Here is a 23040-nt window from a genome sequence, read left to right on the forward strand (position 1 = left end):
GCTGGCGGCTGCAATGGGATTTTGCTTCGGCCAAAAGGCGCCTGTGGGCGTGTTATCCGCAGCCCGGGCGTCGGCGGGCGAGCCGTCGGCGAATGTCGCGTCCGGCAAGTCCCCGGCTGCCGAGGTTTTTGGCATGGAGAATCCTTCCGGGTTGCTGGGGTTGAGAACGCCAGCTCTTGTCGAGTCGGAATTGCCTTTCAGCCAGTGGGTCAAGCCTGCGTCCGCGTCCAAGCCCCCGGTGGCCCAAGTTGTGCCGGGGCGTGTGTCCGCGTTGGCGCAACCGCGGGAGAACCCGTTCGAGGTTGCGCGCCGGGAGGCGCTGTCCATGCTTGATTTATCGTCCGTGTCGGCGGTGGTTTTTGGGACGCGGCCTTTGATTTATTGGAAGGGCGAGGTTTTCGGAGAAGGAGATTATATCGTTTTCCCAAAAAATGCCGCGAAGGGTGGGGGACAGTCCAAATCGTCCGGGGTCGCGGGTAAATCCGTGGAAAAAAGGCTGTCCATGCCGTCGGAGGAGGCCGGGCCGGAAAGGCCGGAGCGTCCAAAGGTGCTGTTGAAGCGGATTACCCGCGATGGTCTGGTGTTTGATGTCGCGGGCGAGGAAATCATCCGGGAGTGGCCGGAGGGGCTGGCGGAGTTGTTTCCCGTGGCGTTGCCGCCGTCAGCGCCTGTCGTCCGGGAGGAGTGAGTTTTATGAAATTTATCATCATGAAAAATGCATCGAATTGGCTGGCGGCAATGACCCTATGCGCGGGATTTCTGGCCGGCGGCGTTCCGTCGCGGGCCGCAGCCCCGGTTTCGGGCCCGGCCCGGGAATCCGTGGAGGTGGTGCTGCCCGCGCCGCTGGCGGATGTGGTGTTCCGGGCTGCGCGTCCAACAGCCCCCGGGGCGGACGGTTATTTTGAATTGTTCGGCGACCGGGCGGTTTATCTGACGGCGGGCAGCCAGGTGGAAATTCCCTTGGGGAGCCGGCGGGTGAAGGTGGACAAGGGGCATGTGGATTATGGGGAGAACGCCGCCGGGCGTTTGGAATTCCGGTATTATGGCCCGGGGGCAAAATTGATTTTGTCGGTCGAGGGCCGGGTTTTTGAGATTGACCGGAACGGTTTGTTGACGGCTGAGCGCGATGCGCGCGGCCAGTGGCAGTTTTCCGGCCGGGACACGCGGGGAGACGCGTCCCCGGTTTCGGAGGTGCGCGTGCTGGGCGCCCCGTCCGGTTTGCCCGCGCCGGACTCCGGGTTTTCAGGTGGCGCGCCGGGAGGGGGCGGACTGGCGGGCGATGCGTTTGGTCTGGCGGCGGCGGTCGCGCCCTCGCGTTCATCGTCTGAGCCGGCGATTTCCGCATCGGATGATTCTGGTGGCGCGCCGGTTTCGGCGGAGGAATTGAAACGCCGGTTGCGGATGCTGCCGGCGGAGGATTTTATTCTGGCATCCATGTCGATGCAGGATGCTTTTGTATTTTTGGCCCGGAAGGCGGGCATATCGTTTTTATATACAGAGTCGTCCGGCAAGCCGGGCGGCGGCCCCGATGCGCCGGCGCCGGTTTTGTCATCCGGCCTGATGACGGCGCGGGCGAGGGAAAATCCGTTCCGGCTGCTTGAATTGCTTGCTTTTGAACAGGGCTGCGTGGTGGCGCCCGTCGGCGTGACCGCGCAGCATCCGAACGGCATCTGGGTTTTGCGCTCGATGGAGAAGGAGGGATTGATTGCGCGGACGTATCGGCTCAAATACGCGTATGGCTCCGGGGCGCCCGGCGGTTCCGGCGGGGATGTCGCGGCGGCGGGTGCGTCCGGCGGCCCGCGCTCCGGCTCGGTACTGGTGCCGGCCACGTCGCGGCAGTTTCAGTCCGACGGTTCGAAATTGCAGCAGGAGCTGTCCAGTTTATTGGATTTGACCGAGCGGGGCCTGGTGGTTCCGGGGGATACGGATTATGCGGCCGATGACCGGGAATTGGACCGCGAGCTGGGTCGTCTGGGGGTGCCGCTGGTCGGGCGGACGGGCAAACAGGAGGGGCCCAAGTCGCGGGTGTTGTATTCGGATGCGCTGGGCACGCTGTTTGTCGCGGCCACGCGCCAGCAGCATGAATGGGTGCGCGGGTATTTGCGCGCGATGGACCGTCCGTCCCGGAATATTATTGTGGAGGTCAAGTTTGTCGAAACGACCAAGTCGCCCTCGTTGTCCTATGGCATCAAGTGGCCCCAACAGGTGGGGGTCGGATTTGCCGGCCGCAATGCGATGTCGTCGGCCCAGACATCTCCGCAGGGCTCGCTGAACGGGTCTTCCGCCACGGGGGGCTCTTCCCTTTATGTGCCCGGCACGAATGTTCCCGGTTATGGGCAAAGCGGCGTGGGGATTCCGATACCGGGGGGATTTCCCCTGGTCGGGCTGTTGCAGGCCGCGGATTTGAATCTGGTTCTGTCGGCCTTGAAGGAAGACGCGCAGGGCTCGAATATCAGTTATTATTATATGCTGGTGAGCGAGAATCAGGAGATGATCTTGAAGAACACCAGCCAGGTGCCGATTCTGGCCGGCTCCGCATCGGTGTCTTCGTCCACGGGCAACGGAACGGTTTCGCAAAATGTCGAGTACCGGGACGTGGGCCTGACCCTGAATGTCAAACCCCGGATTATTGGAAAAAAGGATATTCATCTGGATTTGTCCTTCGAATTATCGAAAATCAACGGCTATGAAATGATCAACACGTCGCGTTACCCGATTCCGGGTGTGCGCAGTTATCAGGCGCCGGTGACGTTGGCCTCGGGGGCGAGCATCGCCATCGGCGGGCTGGATGAACTGGGCCGGAACACCGAAAACAGCAAGGTGCCGGTTCTGGGGGACATTCCCCTGCTGGGCCGGCTGTTTCGCAGCAAGTCGGTGCGCAAGCCCCAGACTCACATGCTGGTGTTCGTGACCGCGACGGTGCAGGACGATTACCAGCAGGGGGTCGATCAATCCCGCCGCGGCGTGTTTCTCGGGGACTGGCAGGGGTATTACGGCGGCGCGGAAACCTTGGAGGATTTGAAGGCCCGGGTTTCCGGATTGTATTCTTTCATGACCAATATTGAGCAGTCGTTGCACGATGGCAATTTGACCCGGGCGGACGCGGCCGATGTGAATGCGCTGGTTTCCGATCTGGCGCTGATTTTGGAGGATTACGACCGGATCGCGCTGGCCCAGGCGGGCGAAGGGCGTCCCGTGGAGGACGGGGGCTGGCGGTCGCAATTGCTGGACTGGCGGCGTCGCGCGCAAGCGGTCGCCTCGCGGTTGTGACGCGGCCCCGGTTCTGATCCGGTGATGTTTTTGGGGACTGCCAGCATGAGCCAGCCCGAACATGGAGCGGCCGGGGAACCGGGCGCAGGGGAATCCGATTGGGACGCCTCGTTTTTGTCGGATGCGTGGGGCCGCGGTTTGTGGCCGTGTGTTCCGCGCGCCTCCGAGCCGTCGTTTCAGGCGGTTTCATTGTGGCGCGCCTGGGCGGAGACCCGTGGTTTGGGACCGGAGTCACTGGAATGTTCCCCGTGGATACCGGTTGGCCAGGCCGGCCCCTTGCCGGTGCTGGGGCATTGGGACGCGTGCAAGCCCTTGGAAGCGGATGCGGTGCTGCCGGGATGGATTTCGGGCCGGTGCCTGGTGAGGCGCCCTTATTATGATGCCACGCTGGCTGCCTTGCGCCGGGCGATGGCGTCCGGCGTGTCCCCCGATTTGCAGGCGCCCTCGCAGCCGCCGGCCGGCGCGCGGCCCGTGTTTGGGCGCGAAGAGGAGGCGCGGGATTATCTGGCGCGATCGGTCTGGCGGAGTGCCGCCGACGCGCTGTTGCTGCAAAATTTGCGGGGCGGCGCGGGCTGGCCGCCCGGCTGGGAGACGGCGTGGCGTCATGTGTTCGCGGGCGGGCCGTTGATGGATGTCACGGAGGCGCGCGTGTCCTCCGATTTGGCGGAGGTGGTGCCGCCCCAACTGGCGTCCGGGTATCGCGCGGTGTGTTTTTATCGCACCGATGATGCGTATTACATCGCCATGCCGGAGCCCGGGGACTTTTTATTTCAGGATCAGTTGCTGGCCTTGACGGGCACGGCGTCGCGCCGGCAGTTGCGCTGCGTGCGGGCGTGCGGAGACCAGGTTTTGGAGGCGGCGGGCGGCACGCGCAAACGGTCGGCCTCCCAGGAGGCCCATGCGGCCGGCGTGGATGACATGGTGGTGGCGACCGTGCTGAATTCCGAGCGGTTGCGCCAGGTCAATCCCGGGCGGCTGGACATGGAGCCGAAGTTGTTTTTGGACTGGTGCCTGTACCAAGGCTGGTTGCACAAGGCGGCGGACCTTCATTTTGAGGGGATTCCCGGCATGGGGCGGGTGCGCATGCGCGTGGACGGGAACATGCGCGTGCTGGCCCGGGCGCCGCTGCCCCTGATGACCGGGGTGGTGGCGCTGGGCCGGGACTGGGCCGGGCCCGGGTGTTCGGGCGACGCGTGGGTGCCGGGCGATGGGCGGTTTTCGTTCCGGCTGGATCAAACGGTTTACGATGTGCGCGCGGCCACCATGATGATGGGGTCCGGGGAGTATCCTTTTCCAAAGCTGGAATTACGTTTGCTCAGCAAGGAAATCCGGCCGCTGGAGTCGATGGGATTCGAGGACTCGGTGCTGAAAATGCTCCGGCGCATGTCGCGCATGCCGCAGGGCATGCTGGTGTTCACCGGGCCGACCAATTCGGGCAAGACTTCGACCTTGTATTCGTTGCTCAAGGAAATCAACCGGCCGGACATCAATATTCAGACGGTGGAGGATCCGATTGAGATTTCGATGTCGGGGGTCAACCAGGCGGCGGTGAACGAAAAGCATGGCGTGACGTGGGCGAAGCTGCTGCGCGCCGCGTTGCGGCAGGACCCGGACGTGCTGCTGGCCGGCGAGATTCGCGACGCGGAGACGGCCGGCATCGCGGTGCAGGGCGCGCAAACCGGGCATTTGGTGTTCACGACATTGCATACGAATTCCGCCTGCGCTGCGGTGGAGCGCCTGACGGGCATGGGAGTGGAGCCTTTTTTGCTCGGCTCGGTGCTGCTGGGGATTTCCGGCCAGCGACTGGTGAACCGGCTTTGCCCGCGGTGCCGCCGGCCCGTGAAGGTGACGGACGTCCATCGCGATGTGTTTGGGCGGGCCGGCTGCGCGGATTTTTTGGGCGATGTATTATACGAGCCCCGGGGTTGCGAGCATTGCGGGCATACGGGTTATGCGGGGCTCTCTTTGATTATGGAATTGTTTCCGGTCAACGACGAGGTATCGCGCCTGGTCATGCAAAAGGTTCCGTCGCCGGATTTGGAGGCGTATTTTAGGCAAAAAGGCTGCCGGACGATGTTTCAGGATTCGTTGCGGCAGGCGGCCGCGGGGGTGGTGTCGCTGGAGCATTCGCGGTTGTATGACCGGAACTGGATGTTTGCCGCATGAGCCGCGCGCCTCCGGGAATTCTTCTAAAAAACCATAATGAGGGAATGAAAGACACGGAATCATGAAGTCGAAATTACAATGGGATTATTATGTCTTTGAATTGCGGTCGGGCCGGAAGTCCCGCCCGGTGGAGGTGTTCGCGCCCATGGGCCGGGAGGCGGCGCTGCTCGGGGTGGGGGCGCAGGAGGGCGAACTGGTGATGCCCAGGCCGCTGGGCGCGGCGGAGCGCGCGGTGCGCGCCACGCTGGCGCGCAAGCGGTTTCCCGCAAAACAGCTTTCCTTGTTGTTCGGGGAGATTTCCCGGTTTTTGAAGGTGGGCGCGCCGGTGCGCGGCGCGCTGGCGGTGTTTGCGCGCCAGTCGTCCTCCCCTTATATTCGCGGCGTTCTGGGCGCGATGGCTTTCCGTCTGGCGGGGGGCTCGACCTTGCTGGAGGCGATGCGGCTGTTTCCGGACGTGTTCGACACCGTGGCGTGCTCGGTGGTTTCTTCCGGAGAGGCCGGCGGCGGCGCCCGGTTGCGCGAGGGCTTTGTCTCCTTGATGGAATTGTTTGAGCGCAAATCCTCCGTGACGGGCAAGGTGATTGCGGCCAGCGTGTACCCGGCCGGGATTTTTTGCGCGCTGGTTTTGGGCCTGGTGGCCGGCGGCATGTTTTTATTGCCGAAAATGGCCGGGACTTTGAAAAATTATAATGTGGAGATGCCGCGAGCCAGCCAGTTTTTGATGGATGCGTGCGGGAAGCTGCGGGATTATCCCGCCCTGGCGGTTTTGGTCGTCGGGGCGGCCGCCGGCTTTTTTGCCTGTGTCCCCTTGGTGATCAAATCGCGTCCGGCGCAGTGGCTGGTTTTGCGGCTGCCCGGCAGCGGCCCGGTGTTTCGCAATATGATATTGAGCCGGGTGCTCAAGGTCTACGCGATGTTGTATGAATCGGGCGCGGCGGTGCAGCGCACCTTCGAAATCCTCGCGAATGTGGCCGGGCATTGGGAGTACCGGCGGTATTTTTTGCGGATCGGCGGGGATGCGGCCCGAGGCGTGCCGCTGCCCGCGGCATTTTTCCGGGCGCAGGATGACATTCCGAGGGACGGCATGCGGCTGGCCATGTATGTCAAGGTGGGCGAGGACACCGCCTCGCTGCCGTTTGTATTAAAACAACAGGCTCAATACATGGAGTCCGACCTGAAGCTTTTTTTGGAAATGATACCGCCGCTTTTGAGCGGCGTGCTTCTGGTGTCCCTGGCGCCGGGCGTGCTTTTTGCCGGCTACGTGCTGCTGATGCCGTATTTTGTCATGATGCAGAGCCTGGTTTCGCAAATCTCTTTGTGAGGATTTGAGGATTATGTTTTATAATCTGGCGGATTATACTCCGGGGTTGCTGGACGGGCTCAAGTCGTCGGGTGCGCTGCCCGTCGGGGTGGACTCGCGGATATTCTGCGACGCGGAGGCGGAATTTTCCTCCTTGCTGGAAACGGTGCCGTGGCTCGGGGCGTTGCATCGCGTGTCCATGGCTCTGGGGGCCGGGGGGAGCCTGCCGGCCAGTTTTGAGTTCTGGCCCTCCTTTGCGGAAACGGATGCCATTCTGGCCTGTGCGCTGCCGGGCGCAGGGGTAGGGGAGGCGGCGGTGCATGCCTGGTTTTCCGGGCATCCTCGGTTGCGGGATGTCGCGGCTTTGTCGTGGTTGCGGGGAGGGCTGGAGGATTTGTTGCTGCCGGAGGAGGCGGATGGCTCGCGTCTGGCACTCGGGCGATTGATGGTGCGGGAGCTTCCCTCTGTGGACCGCATCCTGTGGATGCGTTTGGAGGAGTCGTCCTTGCGGGCGGATTTATCTGCCGACGGGTGGGCTTTGTGCGTCGGCGAAATGTGCCTGCGGGTTCAGGACATGGACGCGCCGATGGTCTTGGAACCCGCGGCGCTGGCGTCCGGTCTCGGGCGCGCGCCGATGTCTTTATGGGAGGATGTGGTTCGCGGCCAATTGGCGCGCCGGGGCGCATCCGGGCGGCCTGCCGCGCGGCGGTTTTCCAGTATTCGCGCCATGGTGGAGCGTGATGCTTTCGGCTTCATGGCCGATTTGGGTGTGTGCAATTATGTGCTGCGCGGCCTTGGCTGCCAGCTTGTCCAGCCCGGCGAGACGGACTGGCTGGCCCGGTTGCATTCGGAATTGGGCGTGTCCACGCAGGCGGAAATCCGCCGGCAGGTTTCCCGGATGCTGGCGCGGGGGTGCGCGCGGGTTGTGGCCCGGCACGGATTTCTGGGCGGGTTTTTGAAATCCGATCAGCACCGGGACGCCGGGGTGCCGCGGGTTTATCTAAAAAGTTTTGCCCGGGCCTTTGCCTCGGAATTGTTTTTTTTGCAAAAGGAATCCCTGTTGGAACAAATGGGAAGTCTGGCGGGCGTCGGCGGGGTGTTTTATCAGGCCGTTACGGGCCGGTTGTGGCCGTTTTTCGCCCAGGAGCGTTTGTCTTTGACCCATGGCCTGGCATTGGCTCCGTCCCGGGATTCCCTGGCGCTCGGTTACGAGCGGGAAATCGCCGGTTCCGGCGTGTCGTTGCACGGGCCGAAACACGGGGTTGAGTTATCCATCGCGGGTACGGTCGCGGGTTTGGGCAACGGCGTGTGAGAGTTTGGGATTCGGTGGAGTGCCGATGGCGGACGAGCATCACGTTTGGGCAGCGTGATTTTTTGAGGATATTTCTGTTGTCGCGAAATTATATGTACGAGGTGGAGTCTCAGGGGTGATGCTTACCCCTCATCGGCTGGGCCATGGGTTCGACCCTCGAAACTGCGGTTCCCCTCGCCGTGCCACTCATGGCCCTGCGTCACCGAAAACCCGAACCCAGCCTCATCCACCACTCGGATCGCAGCTGCTAGTACACCAGCGAAACCTATCGACAGGTATTGGCCCACCACGGCCTGCAAGCCGCCTCCATGAGCCGCAAGGGTAACTGCTACGACTACTGAGCGAAGCGACAGTCTGACATCCCATGATGGAGTCGTTTTGAATCAGCCTCAACAACGAACCCATCCACCGAGCCCATTTTGCCACACGAATGCAGGCCCGCACCACGATCTTCGATTTTTTACAATCTCATCCGCCGTCACTCCTCCTTGGGCTACAAAAACCCGCTCGACTACGAATCTTCCATCAATTAACACTCATCCATCAACCAACCCGCTATCCGTTTTTCGGAGCAAGCTCAGATGTCTTCAATCAACGTGAATTTTATGATTCCTAAAATCATATCTTTTCCTGCGAACGCAGCATAACTAAGGATTATGCGTGGTCTAGCCGAGGCAACCGGTCAGCAAGCGGCAATATCCCGCGCGTCCGACTGGCAAAAAAACCCGCACAAAGGGTGCTTGGTTATCACCGGACCCGGCGGAAGCGGAGTGTCATGGACGCTCAGCCAGATTTGCATGGATTGGGAGAAGAACGGTGGCGTGGCTCTCAAAGCCACCGGCATTGCGATCACGCCACCTCGCACATTGCTGCCGTGGCTGACCATGCGGTCACCCGCGCATGACAACGTCGCCCGTTGGGAGACCATGAAAGGCGGAGCGGCCGAAGCCTCCAAGGCGATTCCTGTCGTGGGAGACGCAGCGAGTTTCCTCGTCAACGAATTGCTGAATCACCGGCGGAAGAAGCTCGAACGGGAAATGAAGGTGCTCGATGAGAAAGAGCAGGACCTCCTGTTCGTGATCGAGAGCGCGGCCAAAGGAAAGCGGCTCATGATAGCGGTCGATCAGCTTGCCTGTTGGGATGACGAATCGTGGGGGCTGTTGGAGATCATCCTGTCTCCTTTGTTACACAGCTACTACCCATCGCTCGCCAACGCGCTCGTTGTGTTTGGGGCTCCCGCTGATCTGTTGCCCCGCATTCGCCTTTTGGCGGATCAACTTCCTCTGACAGAAATCTCCCTCAACAGGTTGGAACGTGCCGACCTCGCCGGAGCATTGACGACGTTGGGCTTTCAGCAACTTGAGCAAACCGAGTTGGACGTGTTGTTCGAAGCAACCGGTGGTCGGCTCGACCTGCTTCGCGATTTTGCACAGTTGAGTCGCAATACCTCGGGTGAAGCATCGAGCGGAGCAGATGCCGCGGCCTACGGGCGAATGATCGAAAGGCGCCTCCGCTCACTGAAAGGAAATGTTGCCGCCTTGGAAGGTTTGCTCACGGCTGGTTCATTCTTGGGCAGTTCTTTCTCCCGTGAGGAAGCGGGCTGCCTGACGGGACTCGGCCGTGACGAGTTGGAAAACGCGCTCCAGATGGCCGAGGGAGAAAACCTGCTGGGTTTGGCGAGCGGTCTTGTCTCGTTCCCCAGCGATGCCATGCAGCGGTATTTCCGCGTCTCGCGCATCCCCAATCCGTCCAAGTATCATGCCAAGTTTGCCGAGTGCCTTCGTCGCCTGCGCCCTGGCGACTACAAAACTCGCCGGTTGCACCTGTTGATGGCGGGGCAGAATTTTGAGTCCTCCGTATGTCGCTGTCTTGCGGTGTTAGATGCACAGCGTAGTCGCCGCAAATCTGTGGACCTCCTCGAATCGGAATCCGCGGAAAGCGACGGTGAATTCTCCGCCTATCTAGAAGCGATGCTCGCGGCCTATTCCGCTTTTGAGCGAGACGCGCGAGAAGAGGGCCTTACTATCCTGCAATCCATCGAATCGCTGGTTCCCGATGCGTTAATCGCCGAGCGCGATTATTTAGAAGCGCAATTCCGGCTGAAATCACATTCGCTCCCGGAGTTCGAACGTGCGGCGGTCATCCTGAAACGCTGGCTGTCGTTGCAGGAGGCCGAACCGGAAATCTGGTCGCGAATCGCCCAAACGCTCGTCGTCGCCTTCGCCGAGACCAACCGCTATGAGGAGGCCGGCTTTCTGGAAGAATCGCTGACCAAATACTACGCGGCCCGGAAGAACCTTGATCCATGGGCGATCTACAGCCTGAACTGCCTTCGGCGGCGTTCTGAGTGCCTGCACCAGCTTGTGCCGGCGCGCACCAGATTGCAGAACGCGCTCGCGTATTTCGGTCCGTCGCAGGTCGGCACGCTGGCTCGGCATCCGATTCAATATTACTGCACGCTCGCCAATCTAGTCTCGAACCTGATCGCCAGCGGCATGTTTGCGGAGGCCACGGTGCGTGGAGCGGAGCTTCAGGCGCAGATTCAAGCCAATCCCTCCTATCCGTGGCCATCGCTGGAAATCTCAGCCAACAACGCGGTTCTCGCTGCCTATTTGTCCGGCACCATGGACCTCCAATCGTCTCTTCATCTGATGCAACAGATCGATGAGCATCGGGATGGCTTGGGGGACCGTCTCCTGGTTAGGAACAATCGAGCCGTCTTCTTGATTCACGCCGGGGCGATCGATCAGGCCCGATCAATTCTCGATGAAGTGTGGGCGGAGCTAACCGAGTCAGGTGGCGCAGACCCCTACCACCGATACCTAGCGGCAAACAATCTTGCCGGGCTGGTGGCGTTGGGTGGCGACACGACTGCCGCCCTTCGTATGTTGGACGAGGTGGCTGGCGGCTTGGACCGATTCCCTCCCGGTCTTCGCGGTGTGTTCTCTCGACGCCACGCTATGATGACCGAGGCTCTTGCTGCGGCTCCGACTCTAAACGTTACTCAATACGATCGGTTCCCCGGGGATCGGCACCCGCCGCAGGTAGGTCCGCAATGGGCCTTCTATGGTCGGAGTTTTCTTTTCAGCGACATTCAGTTCTGGGCCGCAGAGTGATCGATTTTTAAACGCTGCGCGGCCGACCCAACCATGTATTTGAGGAGATCGGAATAAGGGCGTCCCATCGCCTGCATGGTGTGGTTGAAGCTCGTGTGGGCGGTCAGATGCGGCTTGGCGGTGACTTCCATCACCTTGATTCCGCCATTGGGTAGGACGCGAAAATCGATCCGGGCCGGACCATTGAAACCAAGCCCCACATACGCTTGGCGGGCGACCATCTGCAGGCGTTCAGCCAAGTGTTGATCCACACTCGAAAAATCGTAGAAGGAGTAGCCGTCAGCGAAGACGTCATCGTAGACCATGATCGTGTCGCCAAGATCCTTCCGTCCTTGCAACTCGATGCCGACGGCCATGCAGGTTTCGGGTCCGGTCGCCTCCAGCACCGGAACTTCGACTTCAAACCCTGGCACGAATTCTTGAACCGTAATCGGCTGCCGAAATTCTCGGGCCAGTGCCGCCAAACGATCTTCAAGCTGTGCGTCCACGAACGTCACGCTGTCGCGGTGAATTCCGACACTGGCCGAATCCAACGTGGGTTTGGCAATGACCTTGAGTCCTGACGGCGGAGCAACCGGCCACCAGCCATGTTTGGTGAACCACCACGACCGGGCCACCGGCAGGCCGAAGTGTTCGAGCAGCGAGATGAAATGGAACTTATGCTGTCCGAGAGCGGAGCCATACGCATCCGAGTCAACCAGCGGCAGGCGATTGAGACGGCACAATCCCGGCACGAGCGAAAACCGAGCCGGCCCAGTGCCATTTTGGGTCACATTGTAGATCAGCGGCTGAGGGCGTCCGAAGTTCTGGCGGCGCTCGGTGAGCCAGCGCACAAACCCATCCTCGTCGACGATTACCTCGCAGTAAATCCCTGCTTTTTCGAACCCGTCGATAAAGTCGTCCAGTTCCCGGTTGGAGAGAAATTCTGTGACGATCGAGTCGGTTTCATAGTCGTCGATTGGCGTGGTGCGCTCCTTCAAATTGGCGACGAGCACCACTCCAATTCGATCCTTCAGTCGTTCTGCGATGTCTAGCCCTTCACTGAACCAAGAGGGGGTTTCAACTACGGGAATCACGGATAATCCTTAGTTATCCTTCCTTCATCGCCCGGATCTGGGAAACGCCACCTGCCCGACTATCCGACGCTGGTGATCAGGCGTCGCGGATGGCGGACGAGCAAGCTTTCCCGTTGGGAGCGATCGGAGACTTGGGCGTAGATCGTTGTTGTCGTAATCGAACTATGTCCGAGCAGGCGCTGAATATGCCGAAGGTCGACGCCTTGCTCCAAAAGTTGTGTCGCCAAAGTGTGGCGAAACATATGAGGCGTGATATTTCCGGTGCCGCTAGCAGCCGCGGTTTGTTTCACGATCAATCGGATTGATTGATCACTCAGTCGTTTCCCAACGCGGTTTGTGAAGAGAAATGGACCATCTGCATGGTGACGTTCCCGAATTTTGAGCCAGCGCTTGAGTGCGTTGCGCAGTGGGGCACTCACAATCGGGATAATCCGTTCCCGACTGCCTTTGCCCGTGACGCGAATCACGTCATCACCGAGATCGACTGATGTAACCAGCAAATCAGCCACCTCTGTCACACGCAGGCCTCCGCAGAAGAGCAGTTCGATGAGCGCTTGGTTGCGCGATAAACGAGCCAATTCACGACGCTTCCTAGTTTCGGGAGGACGGTATACTGTCATGAAAATACTCTTTACCACTGGACTGGATATTGTGCGCGGCAACGGACGTCCCAGCTTGACCCCGCTGTGCCAGTCTTGGGCCAGATTCGTCGATATGCGTCCCTCGGCGTGAAGAAACCGCAGAAACGACTTCACGCAAGCGACATTGCGGCGAATAGTCCGTGGCTTGGTAGAAGCACGCGAACGGGCATAGTCACGGAGCAACTTCTTTGTGAGAAGGTGCGGGTCTTTCACCACGCCCATGCGAGCCAGGCATTTCGAGAACCCTTGGAGGTCAAGTCGATAGGCCTTGATGGTATGGCGACTATATTTGCGCTCGTGAGCGCAGTATTGGAGATAATCGTTGATGGCAGAATCTAGAGGGTCCATTCCCCCTAATTACAGTCAGCACGTGACGTCAGCACCTCTAATTCACAGAGTCATCCCAATCGATAATGTTCGTGCGACCATGGCTCCATGCGCAGCCTACGCGCAGCGAGAGGTGAACAATGACATCCGCCCGGCGAGCAGCCAGCATTACGAAGTAAGCTGGAGGACTGGCATCTGCCCAAGTCGGATACTACCCCTTAACCAACGCCCAAGGAATGCCCCGCCAGCACCAGACGCGCCGACCAAGGCTAATGACTCGGTCCGCTGGAACGACGATGATATCCTCGTGTTTCTTCAGGCCGGGGCCATGATCTTCCGGGCAATCTCGTCATGGGCGCCAACCCGTTGTGGCGCGAACTGGCGCGCCAGCTCGCGCCGGGGAAAACCGTGTCCGACCGAGCGCCGCAGGAGGCTTGAAAATTGTCGGGATTCATGGAGGTTGCACCCCGGATATTGCGGGCCGCGCATATGGTGCTTTTGGAAAAAATCGAAATGATTTTCGGAAAATAAATAGAGAGAAGGAGAACCTTGGTATTCCGGATGTTTTTGTTTTTTCCCCTGTGGCGCATAAGGGGGCCATGCGTGTTGCATTTCTTGCCATTGTATTCTTTGCCTTACTTCTCGGGGCCGGGTGTGCGAGCCGCCCGGTAAAATCCGTGTCCGCGGTTTCATTGCGGGGCGAGGGGGAGCCGTCCGGTGAGGTGGCGCCGGGGGCGGAGAATCTCGGCGGGGCTCCGCCGACGGACGCGGAGTATTGGGATTATAAAAAAAGGATTTGGGGCCGACCCAAGGGGGAGCGGGTGTTGTATTTTGGGGAGACCCGCGAGGGCGGGGTGCGGCGTGAGGCGTCGCGGGAGTATGTGAGCGCCCCGGTGATTGATTCGGGCGGGCATGCGGCCGCCGGCGGGATTGCGTCCGGCGGCCCTGCGGGGCGGGGTGCGTGGGAATTGATTTCCAGTGATCCTCCGGGCGAGAAAGTGTTCAAGCGTCCGCTGAACCCGTCGGTGGAGCGGGTGCTGTATTATGGCCCCGCGTATGAAAACGGAAAGTGGCTGCCGCCGGCGCGGGAGTATATCCGGTTGCGCGATGCGGAGTTTTCCGACCCGCCGGAGGAAATAGACACGGGGGACCCGGGGACGGGCCGGCCGGCGCGGCGTGACGAGGTGTCGAAATATGGCTCGGGCCCGGCCTTGGGCGATGTGTTTGCGGACCCCCTGGAGGAGGAGCCGGATTTCATGGCAAAGCGGGCGGAGCCCGGCTATTGGCGGGACCGGGCGGAGCGTGAGCGCCGGGGGCGGAGGGCCGGGATTGCCGGCGCGCCTTTGGAAAACTTGCCGGGCGCGGGCTCTTTGCCCCGGGTGGAGGATTCGCGGATTCATCCGCGGGTGACGATGCCCTCGCCCCGGGCGAAGGACCCGCCGCGGCTGGAATATGACGATGCGCCGGGCTTGGTTTCAGCGGCTCGGGATTCCGGGTCGTTAAAGGATAATCTTTTTATCAAGGAGCCGGAGGATGACGGACTGCCGTCGATTCCGATCCGGGCGGACGGCAAGCCGGATGCCATGGTCCGGGCTGTGGAGCGGACATCCGGCGCGCCGGTGCACCGGGCGACGCCGGAGCAATTGAAAGCCCAAGGCGTGCCCGTGTGGCTGGAGATTGCCGGCGGGCGGTGGCGCAACCAGTGGCGTGTGTTGAACGAGCCCGGGATCTTTTTCCCGTTTTTCAAAACCCGCACTTATGATGATTTGCTGACCGCCTGGCGGATGGCAGATGTGGTGCGGCGTTGTCTCCGGGAGGAATTGCCGCCCGGACGGTTTTCTTATAAAGATTTCGGGACAGACGGCCTGACGCACGGCTGGTTTGTGCCGTTTTCGGAAGCCGGGGAGCGGCCGGTGCCCCGGACGGTGACCATTGACATGACGAAATTGAATTTATTGCCCGGCTGGACGATTTGCGGGGAGTTTGTGTATCGCGATTCGTTGCATTCGGGCGAATGGCCCTATCATCCGGACGGGGAGCGCCCGGCGGGGCTGGAGGATGTCCGCGAGGAGCCGGCGGTGGCGGTTAGTTTCGGGCCGGAGGCGGCTGCCCGAAGTCCTTGGGCGGATGCGGTGGATGATGTGTTTCGCCCCCGCGATTTGCATGGAAACAAAATCCCCCCAGCGTATGACCTGGGCAAGGCGGAGGAAAAAGTGAAACGTTGGGAGGCGCAGGCGGAGCGTTTGGAGGCGGAGGAACGACTCCGGCGCGAGTCGCGCGGTTTTTTTGTGCCGCGGGTGACGGGCAGCGTGGATTTGTCCGGGGCGACGTCACCGCCCGGGGTGACGGTTCCGGAGGACCATCATTGGGTGAAGGCGGTTTCCGTGCGCCGGACGGTTTACGGCCATGACGGCGAGGTGGACGGCTGGTTCTGGCCCTTCGGTCTCGCGATGAACAATTGGTACGGCCACGACAAGTCGCAGGACATGCTGCGACACGCCCAAGGCGCGCCGCAGGGCGGCCGGGTGGTGTATGACAAGAAGCATGGCGGCTGGGGATATTTTTTGGCGGACCCGGAAGCGGCGGCGGTGCGGGCGGCACCGGCGAGCCGGTGATTTTTCAATTTGGTTCAAAAATTTGCATAAAGGGATGTTATAATGGCCAATCTAATCGACGCGAAGGTGCCGCAGTCTGGCAATGTGTTCAGGGTGGTGACTCCCCTCGTTCCTGAGCTGCCGCAGGGCGTGTCCCTGCTGCCCTGGGATAATTCCGGAGATTTGTTTTGTTTTTATTGCAATTCGTTGCGCGTGATTCCGAGCCTGGATGTGTTGGAGGCGGACGGCGTGTTCATCCCGGATTTTTTGCAGGTGGACACATCGCTTCCGGTGCTGGGCTACCGCCGGGAATTGCCCGTGCTGCGCTTTGGCCGGCAGATTATCGACCAGGGGTTGGTGATCCATGAAATCGCGCTGCCCCGGTGGATGTTTCTGGACGAGGAGGGCGCGCGGAAGGAATTGCAGGAATTGATGTCGTCGCCTTATTTGTCGGCCCAATCGGAATTGTACCGGAAGGTGCTGGGCTGTTACCGATCGGTGGTCAACCAGCCGCCGAAGTTTTCAACGGGGGACGCGGCCGGGGCGCTGCCCGGCACGGAGGGGGATGCCTGAGGCATGAGCATCGCGGCAAATCCCCCCGGCATGGCCACCGGCGTCCTGGGCTATGTGCCGGGCGCGGCCTCCGTGCTGCGCCGGCCCTCGCGTTTTGACGACGCCCGCTGGCTACCGGAATATTTCGAGTCGCTGCCCGCGGTGCATTTGTTGCGCGGCCATTATGAGCGTCTGTGGCGCGTCGGGCGTTTCACCCCTGATTTTTTTTATACGCTCGGTCAGATCATCACGGAATGGCTCGGCGTATTCGGTTATGGCGGGGCCTTGCTGCTGCCCGGTCTGCGGATACCCCTGCCGCGCGACGTGATTGCGCGTGCGCGCGAGGATCGCGTTTTTTTTGAAAGTCTGTCCCTCGCTTATTTTTCCTGTTTTCGCAAGGCGCGCTCCGGGCTTTTTTTTGATTTGTCGGCACATGGAGACGGGGCGCCTTTGTTGTTGCGTCCGATGCTGGCGTTGTTGGGCGGGGCCGGGGTGGAGTATGCGGCGGCGTTTTCGGGCGGGGTTCCGGCGGCATGGCTGCGGGTGACGCATCCGGTCAAGCCCCTCGCGCCGGTTTGTTATGAATATGAGCATGGCGAGGAAATTTTTTTCGAAGTGTGTCCGCCAGTCGGAAATTTGGTTTGGGCGGCATTGGATTTGTCTGCTTTGGCCGGGTTGGGCCTGGATTTTTCCGGCGGGTTTCCGGCCTTGGGACCGGAATTGTGGTCCGGAGCCCAAGGAGCGGCCGAATTGCTGCCCCGGTTGTTTTTTTCACCGGAATCCCGGCATTTTTTCACTTCCGGGCGGAAGTTTTTTCAGGATTTTGTATTTTCCTCCGTATTCTTAACCGCAACCCGAAAACCAACGGATTAAATTTATGAACTTCCAGATCAGGGTTATATTTCGTGTAATATTGGCGGTGGCATTCTGTCACGCGGTTTTGTGCCGGGGCGCAGATGCCGATATCGCTGCTTCTTCCTCACGGCCCGTGATTGGATCGGGCGGGGTGCTTGATGATACCGCGGAGGTGGTGCTGGTTTCGACGGGCACGGTTTCCGCGGCCTCCGGGCCGGTGCCGGCGGCGACGGTGGCGCTCGCGCCGGATATTCCGCTGGAGCGTGTGCTGGTGAGGACGCGATTGAAGGTGGCGTTGCGTTATAAAGCCGTGGTGGGGGAGGGGGTCGCGGCAGTGAGCCATGTGTTTGATGTGTTGTCCCCAGTGTATTACGATGAGGCGGACTTGGTGCTGGAGCCGGAGGCCTCGCAGTCATTGGTGGGTGTGTCGAGGCAGGTGGCGGAATTGCTGGACGACATGGACCGACTGGCGGCGCGCGCGGAATTTTTATTGGAGCAGATGGAGTATTTGTATGCCTTGGGCCGTCCGTCACGAGTGTTTGACGAGGCGACGGGGCAACGCCTTGGCACCGGTCCGTTTCCCGCTGGCAAGCCCGGCGATTCCGTTTCCCGGGTTCCCCCCTATTTGCAGCGCCGGTAATCGAATCGAGGTTTTATTTATGAAACAATTAATTTTAATCATTGGCATATTGACTGCCGGGCTGACGGCCCGCGGGGATAATTCGAAGCTGCTCGATTATTTGAACAGCGGCAGGGATTCCGGGAAAAAGTCCGGGGTGACGGCACCATTGGACGGAGTGCCTTCGACGTATGAGTTGCCCGTGCCGGAGGTGTCACCGGATTTGGTGCCGGCGGTTTCCGCCACGTCAACGGCGGCTCCTCCTCGTCCCAAGCCTTCGAGTGCGCCTGTTCGCAGGCCTGCGTCCGGCGGGTCGGAATCCGGTTTGCAGCGGGATTTTTCCTCTTTTAATGAGCCATTCCCGCCGGAAGATTCCAGTGGCCTGGCGGAGACGCCGGATTTGGTCGCGGCCGGCGACAGAGGGAGCCCCGTGGTTTCCGGGACGCGTCCGGTGCGTCCCGAGCGCCCGATGGCTCCGTCGATGCGCGGGCGGCGAGCGGCGCGCGCCCCTGTTTTTGAGTTAATCGGCAAGCCGGAGATTATCATGCCGGAGGGGGCCGGCCAGGAGGTTTTGGCCTCTTGGGTAGTCAAGCCGCTGGCGGATTATACATTGGATATTGTGGTGCCGCTGGGCGGAATATCTTATAAGGCGAAGACCGGCGCGTATATATTGGCGCCGGTGATCGAGCGAGGCGGCATGACCGTTCGCCAAGGTTCCCTGGAGTGGATGAGGGAGGCGGCGAAACGCCAGCGCGCGCTGGTCGGGGAATTGCGCCACATGTTGGGCCGTGTGCGCGGTGCCGTGCCTTCGTCCGGCGCGGACGGAACCCGGGAGGCCGATGTTCATGCCCGATGACGGACTCGATTTGTTTTCCTCGCTTGAAGATGACGGGGTGTCTCCGTTGTATAAATCCGGCGATGACGACGGCCTGTCCCAGACGGCGCGGCTGGTGATAAAACCCGCGCCGGAGGAGCGGGAGCTTTTGGACCGGGTAATGCGTTTGACCGGGTATCCCTCGCAGCGCGCGGTGATTTTCGACGCATTGCGGGATTTTGAAATGGCCGTGGAATCCGGGATGCGGAGTTCGGGTTCATTGGTGGATTTCGAGTCGCGCCTGGCCCGTTTGGAGCAGGGGGTGGAGGACGACCGCGTGCTGCTCGGGCGGATGCTGTCGTTGCTGCCCGCATATCAGCGCGGATTTCAATTGTTCACATTGTTGCATGAATCCTTGTATGCGGGCGAAGTTTCATCATGAATACAGCTTCGGCATCCGCGAAAAATTCCGGGGCTGCGCCGGTTTCGTCCGGTGCGGATTCATCGGCCACCGGCTCGGCTTGGGAGGGAAGGGCGGCATGGGATGGATCGCTGCGGCACAGGGAGTCTTATGATTGGGTGAAGACCGTGGGCGGCTTGGGTGTGCCGATTGGGGCGGCGTTTGCCTATGCGCGTTTTATCGAGACGCTCTATGAGGAAATCCTCGCATCCGGCTCCGTCAGGCTGGGGGTGACGGCGTTTTATCAGGCGGTCATGTCCGGATTGTTTTCCGGCATGCTGCCTTTTTTGTCGGCGAAACGTCTGGCGGTGTCCGTGGCCAAGGATATGACGCCCGGTTATGTGTCGAGGCTGGTCGCGCGGGCGGCCGGGGACACGCTCGGGGGTGCGTTTTCCTTGGGAGGCCGGCTGGATGAAGCGCTGCTGGCGCGGATGCGTTTGTCGGGGGAATTGTCCCGCGCGGTGGGGGCGCTGCAATTTCTGGCGACGCAGCAATATCAAATATTGCGGAAATATTATCCGGTCACCGGCGAGGCCGCCGGGGAATTGCTTGGGACGCGCGTGCTGGCGGAGTCCATGGAGACGGTGATGCTGCCGAGGATTTACCGGCAGCTGGACGAGCTTTGCCTGGCGATGAGGAATTCCGGCAACTGGCTGGACCGCTGGCAGACGCTGTTGCATGCGCGGATGTCGCTGCATCAGACACGGTTTTTAATGGAGGAGGTCGGCAAATTTTTGGGCGGGCTGGATGACGATGAATTTTCCGCCTTGAAAAAATTATATCATTTGCGCTGGAAAGCACTGGATGGCCGGGCGCTGACCTGTCTGGAACCGAAGTTTTGCTGGGTTCCCCGGTATTGAAATTTTTCGCGGCGGGTTAGCTCTGACGCAACTGGCAGGCAGCCCATGCCACGCAAACCGGCGCCGCCGGCCAAGCGGCGGGATGCCGCTTCCACCTTGTCTGGCCCGGGCCGTTTCATCGGGGCACAATAAGCTCCGGAAAATGCTTCTTGGGGTGGGGGGAATAGCTCTAGCTTGGGAGCTTGGGAAGCTAACGTCCCCTGCGACGAAAATCATGCCTGTCAAGCTCATTTCCAAGTGGTTATAAGTTTGTGTAGTGGTTTCAACGATCCGTGCTCCAGATGCGCAAGTCACATGCAGAAGAATCCGGCAGCGCGGTTGGCAAAGGTGAAGATAAAAAATAGTGATTCGCTGTCAACAGAGCCTAAAAATAGCGATTTATTGCGCGGCTGGCATGAAATGCCACCGCACCGGGCGTAATTTTGCCATTCCCGGGCTTGCCAAACGGCACGCGCCACGCAAAGTCTCGCCGCATGAAAGCATCTGCGGTCCAAAAAAACATCCGCCCGCCCGCCCGTCGCGTGCCGGCGGCGCGAAGTGTCAAGCCGTCCAAACGCGCCATAGCGCGGACATGGGCAAGACTGTCCGGCATCGTAAACACCGGTGAAACCAATTTGTCGACGCGTGAAGGCTTCGGCGATTGATTACATGGTGGACGCCGGCCCGCTGGTCGCGTTGATGAACAAATCGGACCAATGGCACGGCTGGGCCGCGCCGACCATCCGCGCGCTGGGCGAGACGCTGCACACCACCGAAGCCATGCTGGCCGAGGTATGTCATCATTTGCGCTTGCACCGCGCTGCCATCGGTGGGCTGCTGGCAGCGATCGAGACCGGCGTGCTCTGCATGCACCCGGTGTTTCCAGTCCGGGTATCGCGCGTCAGGGAGCTTATGGGCAAATACGGGCGCATGGATTTGGCGGATGCCACGTTGGTTGTGCTCTCGGAGCAATACCCGCGCGCAAAGCTCATCACGACAGACGAAACAGACTTCAAGGTTTACCGCCGTCGCGATGGCAGCCCCGTGCCGGCCATCATGCCGCAAGCATGATGCTTCCGCCGCCAAACGCCGTGCTTTTGGCATGGGTTTGGGTGTTTTGAATAGCTGTTTTGGACATCGCTCCAGGCGGTAGCGACGAACCAGAGCCAGAAGGCGCGGGTGCAACGAAGAGGGGGCCGCGTGGGATTTTTCATAAAAATCATTAACCCGGTGAATTTCTGAAAAAACATATCACGCGTTCTTGTCCGTTGCGTTCGTCGCGTCGCTCGCGCGAGAAACATGCCTTTCCAGACATCGTTCCGAGCGAAGCGACATCCTCAAGCAGCGACCAACCCCTTCTGTTCAATTTTTAGAAATTCCCTATAAATGGTTCGGAAATGGTATAAAGAGGTCATATTCCCTGTTTATGAGCGAGCCGATCGCGGGCCAGCCTCCCTGCCTGTTTATTTTGACGAGCCGGACGCGCCGGTCGCGGCGCTCGGGGTATGGCGACGTGCGTTATCATTTGCGCACGTATTTGGACGAAACCGGGAAAATACGATTGAGTTCCGGCACGGAAAGGAGGGACACGACAGGGTTGTCAGACCCGTCGCGTCCGGTTATCGATGGGACCCGCGAGGCGGAGGGGCTGGGGCGGGTGATTCTGCCTGCGGGTTGGTTTCGCGGCCAGTTGACGGCGGGGGGATATTTTGCGGACTGGATGATGCTGGACGACTGGCCGCGTCGGTCGAACGGGCATGCGCTGCAACGCAGCCGCTGGGTTGACCAGGTTTCGCGGCATTGGTCGCGCGTGTTGTCCGGCCACCGGACTTTTTCCAAGGAGGGGGCGCTGACGCGGAATAATTTTTCGCTGAGCTTGTCCGGGGACATTACCCGAAGGCTGACTTTGGCCGGGATTTCCGCGCCGGATTTTTTGGAGCGGGTGCTGGAGTGCGCGCTGGCGCGTTATATGCGGGAAAACGGGTATGATGCGGATGATAGCCTGGGGTATGTATACGGGTTTCACATGGACACGGCGTATTTGCATATCCAGATGTCCGTGTGTCCGCGCACGGCGAAGGGCGTTCTGGTCAAGGTCACGCCCATGGTCCGTGACAAGGGCGGGCCGGAAAGGGTTTTCGGGCCGGGATTTCGCAATCCGATGACGCGATATGCCTGTGAGGCGGCCCATGAGCTTGAGCGGGAATTGCTCGGACGGGATCATTTGGAGTTGAGGACGGCGCGGGACATGGCGAAAAGTCTGTTCCGGTCGCATCGCGTGTTCGCGGCCTTCGGTGACGAGCAGGACCGGAAAAAATTATACACGGAGCTGGAGGATCACGCGGTGACGGCGTATGCGAGGGAATCGGGCTGTCCCGCGGAGCTGCTGGTGGAGTTGAAAGTTTTGCTGCGCCGGTATGCGGGCGTGCCCGACGGGGAGCTTGGCGCTCCGCGGGTGGATTACACGGCGCCGGAGCACGGGCCGGCGGCGCGGCGTTTGAGCCGTTTATGGTTGAGCCTCGCGTATGCGGAGCTTGAGAACACGGAGCGGAAAATGGAGTCCCGGCAGTCCTCCGGGAATGCCGTTTCGCCACCGGCGACAGCCGGGACGCCGGGACTGCCGGCGAATTTGCTGCCGGTGTACCATGCTTTTTGGCAACGGGCGCGCCAGGGCGCCGCGCCGGTCCAGTCCATGCGGAATCTGGTCAGGCAGAAGCGCATGGTGGCCGTCCGTGACATGGACCGGGAATTGCCGGATGCCGCGCGGTTGCGCGAATTGTTTCTGGCGCACAAGAAATCGCTTGGCGGCTGGTTTGAGAATTTCGTCGCATGGCTCGACCGGCATGTTTTGTTCGGCAGCGGGGTGTATTATTCGAAACTGGGATTGGAGGAACTGGAGTATGCGGTGCGGTCCCGCGTGGCGGCAGTGCCGTTTCTGGGCGGAAAGGCTATCGGTGTGCCTTCGAAACGCAGCGGAGAGTCGTCCGCACCGGCGCGCGAGCCCGCGATCGAGTCCGAAAAGACCCCGGAGACCGGACCGGATTCCGAGGAGCCGCCCGGGCGGCTCCCCGGGTAAGGGTGGGGCGGGCCGCATAGCGC

The 23040-nt window shown here is 60.8% G+C and carries 17 protein-coding genes and 1 pseudogene; 15 read left to right on the plus strand and 3 right to left on the minus strand.

Annotation, left to right across the window (positions count from 1 at the left end; all coding sequences use genetic code 11):
- The first annotated feature begins 133 nt into the window (after nt 1-133).
- The 6 genes from OH491_RS23970 to OH491_RS23995 all read left to right on the plus strand — a co-directional run bounded on the left by OH491_RS23970 (nt 134) and on the right by OH491_RS23995 (nt 11164).
- Nucleotides 134-688, plus strand: coding sequence for a hypothetical protein (locus tag OH491_RS23970; protein ID WP_145928541.1), 555 nt, complete (start codon nt 134-136; stop codon nt 686-688).
- Nucleotides 689-906: 218 nt separating this feature from the next.
- Complete coding sequence (locus OH491_RS23975) at nt 907-3270, plus strand: type II secretion system protein GspD (RefSeq protein ID WP_145928540.1); 2364 nt, start codon at nt 907-909, stop codon at nt 3268-3270.
- Between the two features lie 606 nt (nt 3271-3876).
- Nucleotides 3877-5436 carry a GspE/PulE family protein gene (locus OH491_RS23980; RefSeq protein WP_342750735.1) on the plus strand — a complete coding sequence of 520 codons (1560 nt, stop codon included), beginning with the start codon at nt 3877-3879 and terminating at the stop codon, nt 5434-5436.
- A 61-nt stretch (nt 5437-5497) separates the two neighbouring features.
- On the plus strand, nt 5498-6757 hold the full coding sequence (locus OH491_RS23985; protein WP_068768700.1) for a type II secretion system F family protein: 1260 nt from the start codon (nt 5498-5500) through the stop codon (nt 6755-6757).
- Nucleotides 6758-6803: 46 nt separating this feature from the next.
- Nucleotides 6804-8048, plus strand: coding sequence for a hypothetical protein (locus OH491_RS23990; protein ID WP_145928538.1), 1245 nt, complete (start codon nt 6804-6806; stop codon nt 8046-8048).
- 797 nt (nt 8049-8845) lie between these two features.
- Complete coding sequence (locus OH491_RS23995) at nt 8846-11164, plus strand: hypothetical protein (protein WP_068768695.1); 2319 nt, start codon at nt 8846-8848, stop codon at nt 11162-11164.
- Here the strand turns inward: OH491_RS23995 and OH491_RS24000 are convergent.
- The 3 genes and pseudogenes from OH491_RS24000 to OH491_RS28315 form a co-directional block, all read right to left on the minus strand.
- The gene (locus tag OH491_RS24000; protein ID WP_084441812.1) at nt 11143-12240 is read right to left on the minus strand and encodes a hypothetical protein; all 1098 of its coding nucleotides are present in this window, start codon (nt 12238-12240) and stop codon (nt 11143-11145) included. The genes OH491_RS23995 and OH491_RS24000 overlap by 22 nt on opposite strands.
- Nucleotides 12241-12299: 59 nt before the next feature.
- The gene (locus tag OH491_RS24005; RefSeq protein ID WP_342750736.1) at nt 12300-12860 is read right to left on the minus strand and encodes a tyrosine-type recombinase/integrase; all 561 of its coding nucleotides are present in this window, start codon (nt 12858-12860) and stop codon (nt 12300-12302) included.
- A 111-nt stretch (nt 12861-12971) separates the two neighbouring features.
- Nucleotides 12972-13229 (minus strand): annotated as a pseudogene (locus OH491_RS28315) (site-specific integrase); the annotation flags it as partial.
- A 413-nt stretch (nt 13230-13642) separates the two neighbouring features.
- Here OH491_RS28315 and OH491_RS24010 point away from each other — a divergent pair.
- The 9 genes from OH491_RS24010 (at nt 13643) to OH491_RS24050 (ending at nt 23017) form a co-directional block, all read left to right on the plus strand.
- Nucleotides 13643-15823, plus strand: a complete 2181-nt coding sequence (locus OH491_RS24010; protein ID WP_342750737.1) for a hypothetical protein — start codon at nt 13643-13645, stop codon at nt 15821-15823.
- A gap of 42 nt (nt 15824-15865) precedes the next feature.
- Nucleotides 15866-16375 (plus strand): hypothetical protein, encoded by a 510-nt coding sequence (locus OH491_RS24015; RefSeq protein WP_068768691.1) that lies wholly within the window; start codon nt 15866-15868, stop codon nt 16373-16375.
- A 3-nt stretch (nt 16376-16378) separates the two neighbouring features.
- Nucleotides 16379-17227 carry a hypothetical protein gene (locus tag OH491_RS24020; RefSeq protein WP_145928535.1) on the plus strand — a complete coding sequence of 283 codons (849 nt, stop codon included), beginning with the start codon at nt 16379-16381 and terminating at the stop codon, nt 17225-17227.
- A gap of 4 nt (nt 17228-17231) precedes the next feature.
- Nucleotides 17232-17849, plus strand: coding sequence for a hypothetical protein (locus OH491_RS24025; protein ID WP_068768689.1), 618 nt, complete (start codon nt 17232-17234; stop codon nt 17847-17849).
- Nucleotides 17773-18684 carry a hypothetical protein gene (locus OH491_RS24030; protein WP_334319004.1) on the plus strand — a complete coding sequence of 304 codons (912 nt, stop codon included), beginning with the start codon at nt 17773-17775 and terminating at the stop codon, nt 18682-18684. Before OH491_RS24025 ends, OH491_RS24030 begins: the two co-directional genes overlap by 77 nt.
- Nucleotides 18674-19084 (plus strand): hypothetical protein, encoded by a 411-nt coding sequence (locus OH491_RS24035; RefSeq protein ID WP_145928533.1) that lies wholly within the window; start codon nt 18674-18676, stop codon nt 19082-19084. Before OH491_RS24030 ends, OH491_RS24035 begins: the two co-directional genes overlap by 11 nt.
- On the plus strand, nt 19081-19962 hold the full coding sequence (locus OH491_RS24040; RefSeq protein WP_145928532.1) for a hypothetical protein: 882 nt from the start codon (nt 19081-19083) through the stop codon (nt 19960-19962). The genes OH491_RS24035 and OH491_RS24040 overlap by 4 nt, the downstream gene beginning before the upstream one ends.
- Nucleotides 19963-20586: 624 nt before the next feature.
- Nucleotides 20587-21012: a PIN domain-containing protein gene (locus OH491_RS24045; protein WP_084441810.1), complete on the plus strand. Its 426-nt coding sequence runs from the start codon at nt 20587-20589 to the stop codon at nt 21010-21012.
- A 355-nt stretch (nt 21013-21367) separates the two neighbouring features.
- Complete coding sequence (locus OH491_RS24050) at nt 21368-23017, plus strand: hypothetical protein (protein WP_145928531.1); 1650 nt, start codon at nt 21368-21370, stop codon at nt 23015-23017.
- Nucleotides 23018-23040: the final 23 nt, after the last annotated feature.

The organism is Termitidicoccus mucosus (genome assembly GCF_038725785.1).
Classification (GTDB): domain Bacteria; phylum Verrucomicrobiota; class Verrucomicrobiia; order Opitutales; family Opitutaceae; genus Termitidicoccus; species Termitidicoccus mucosus.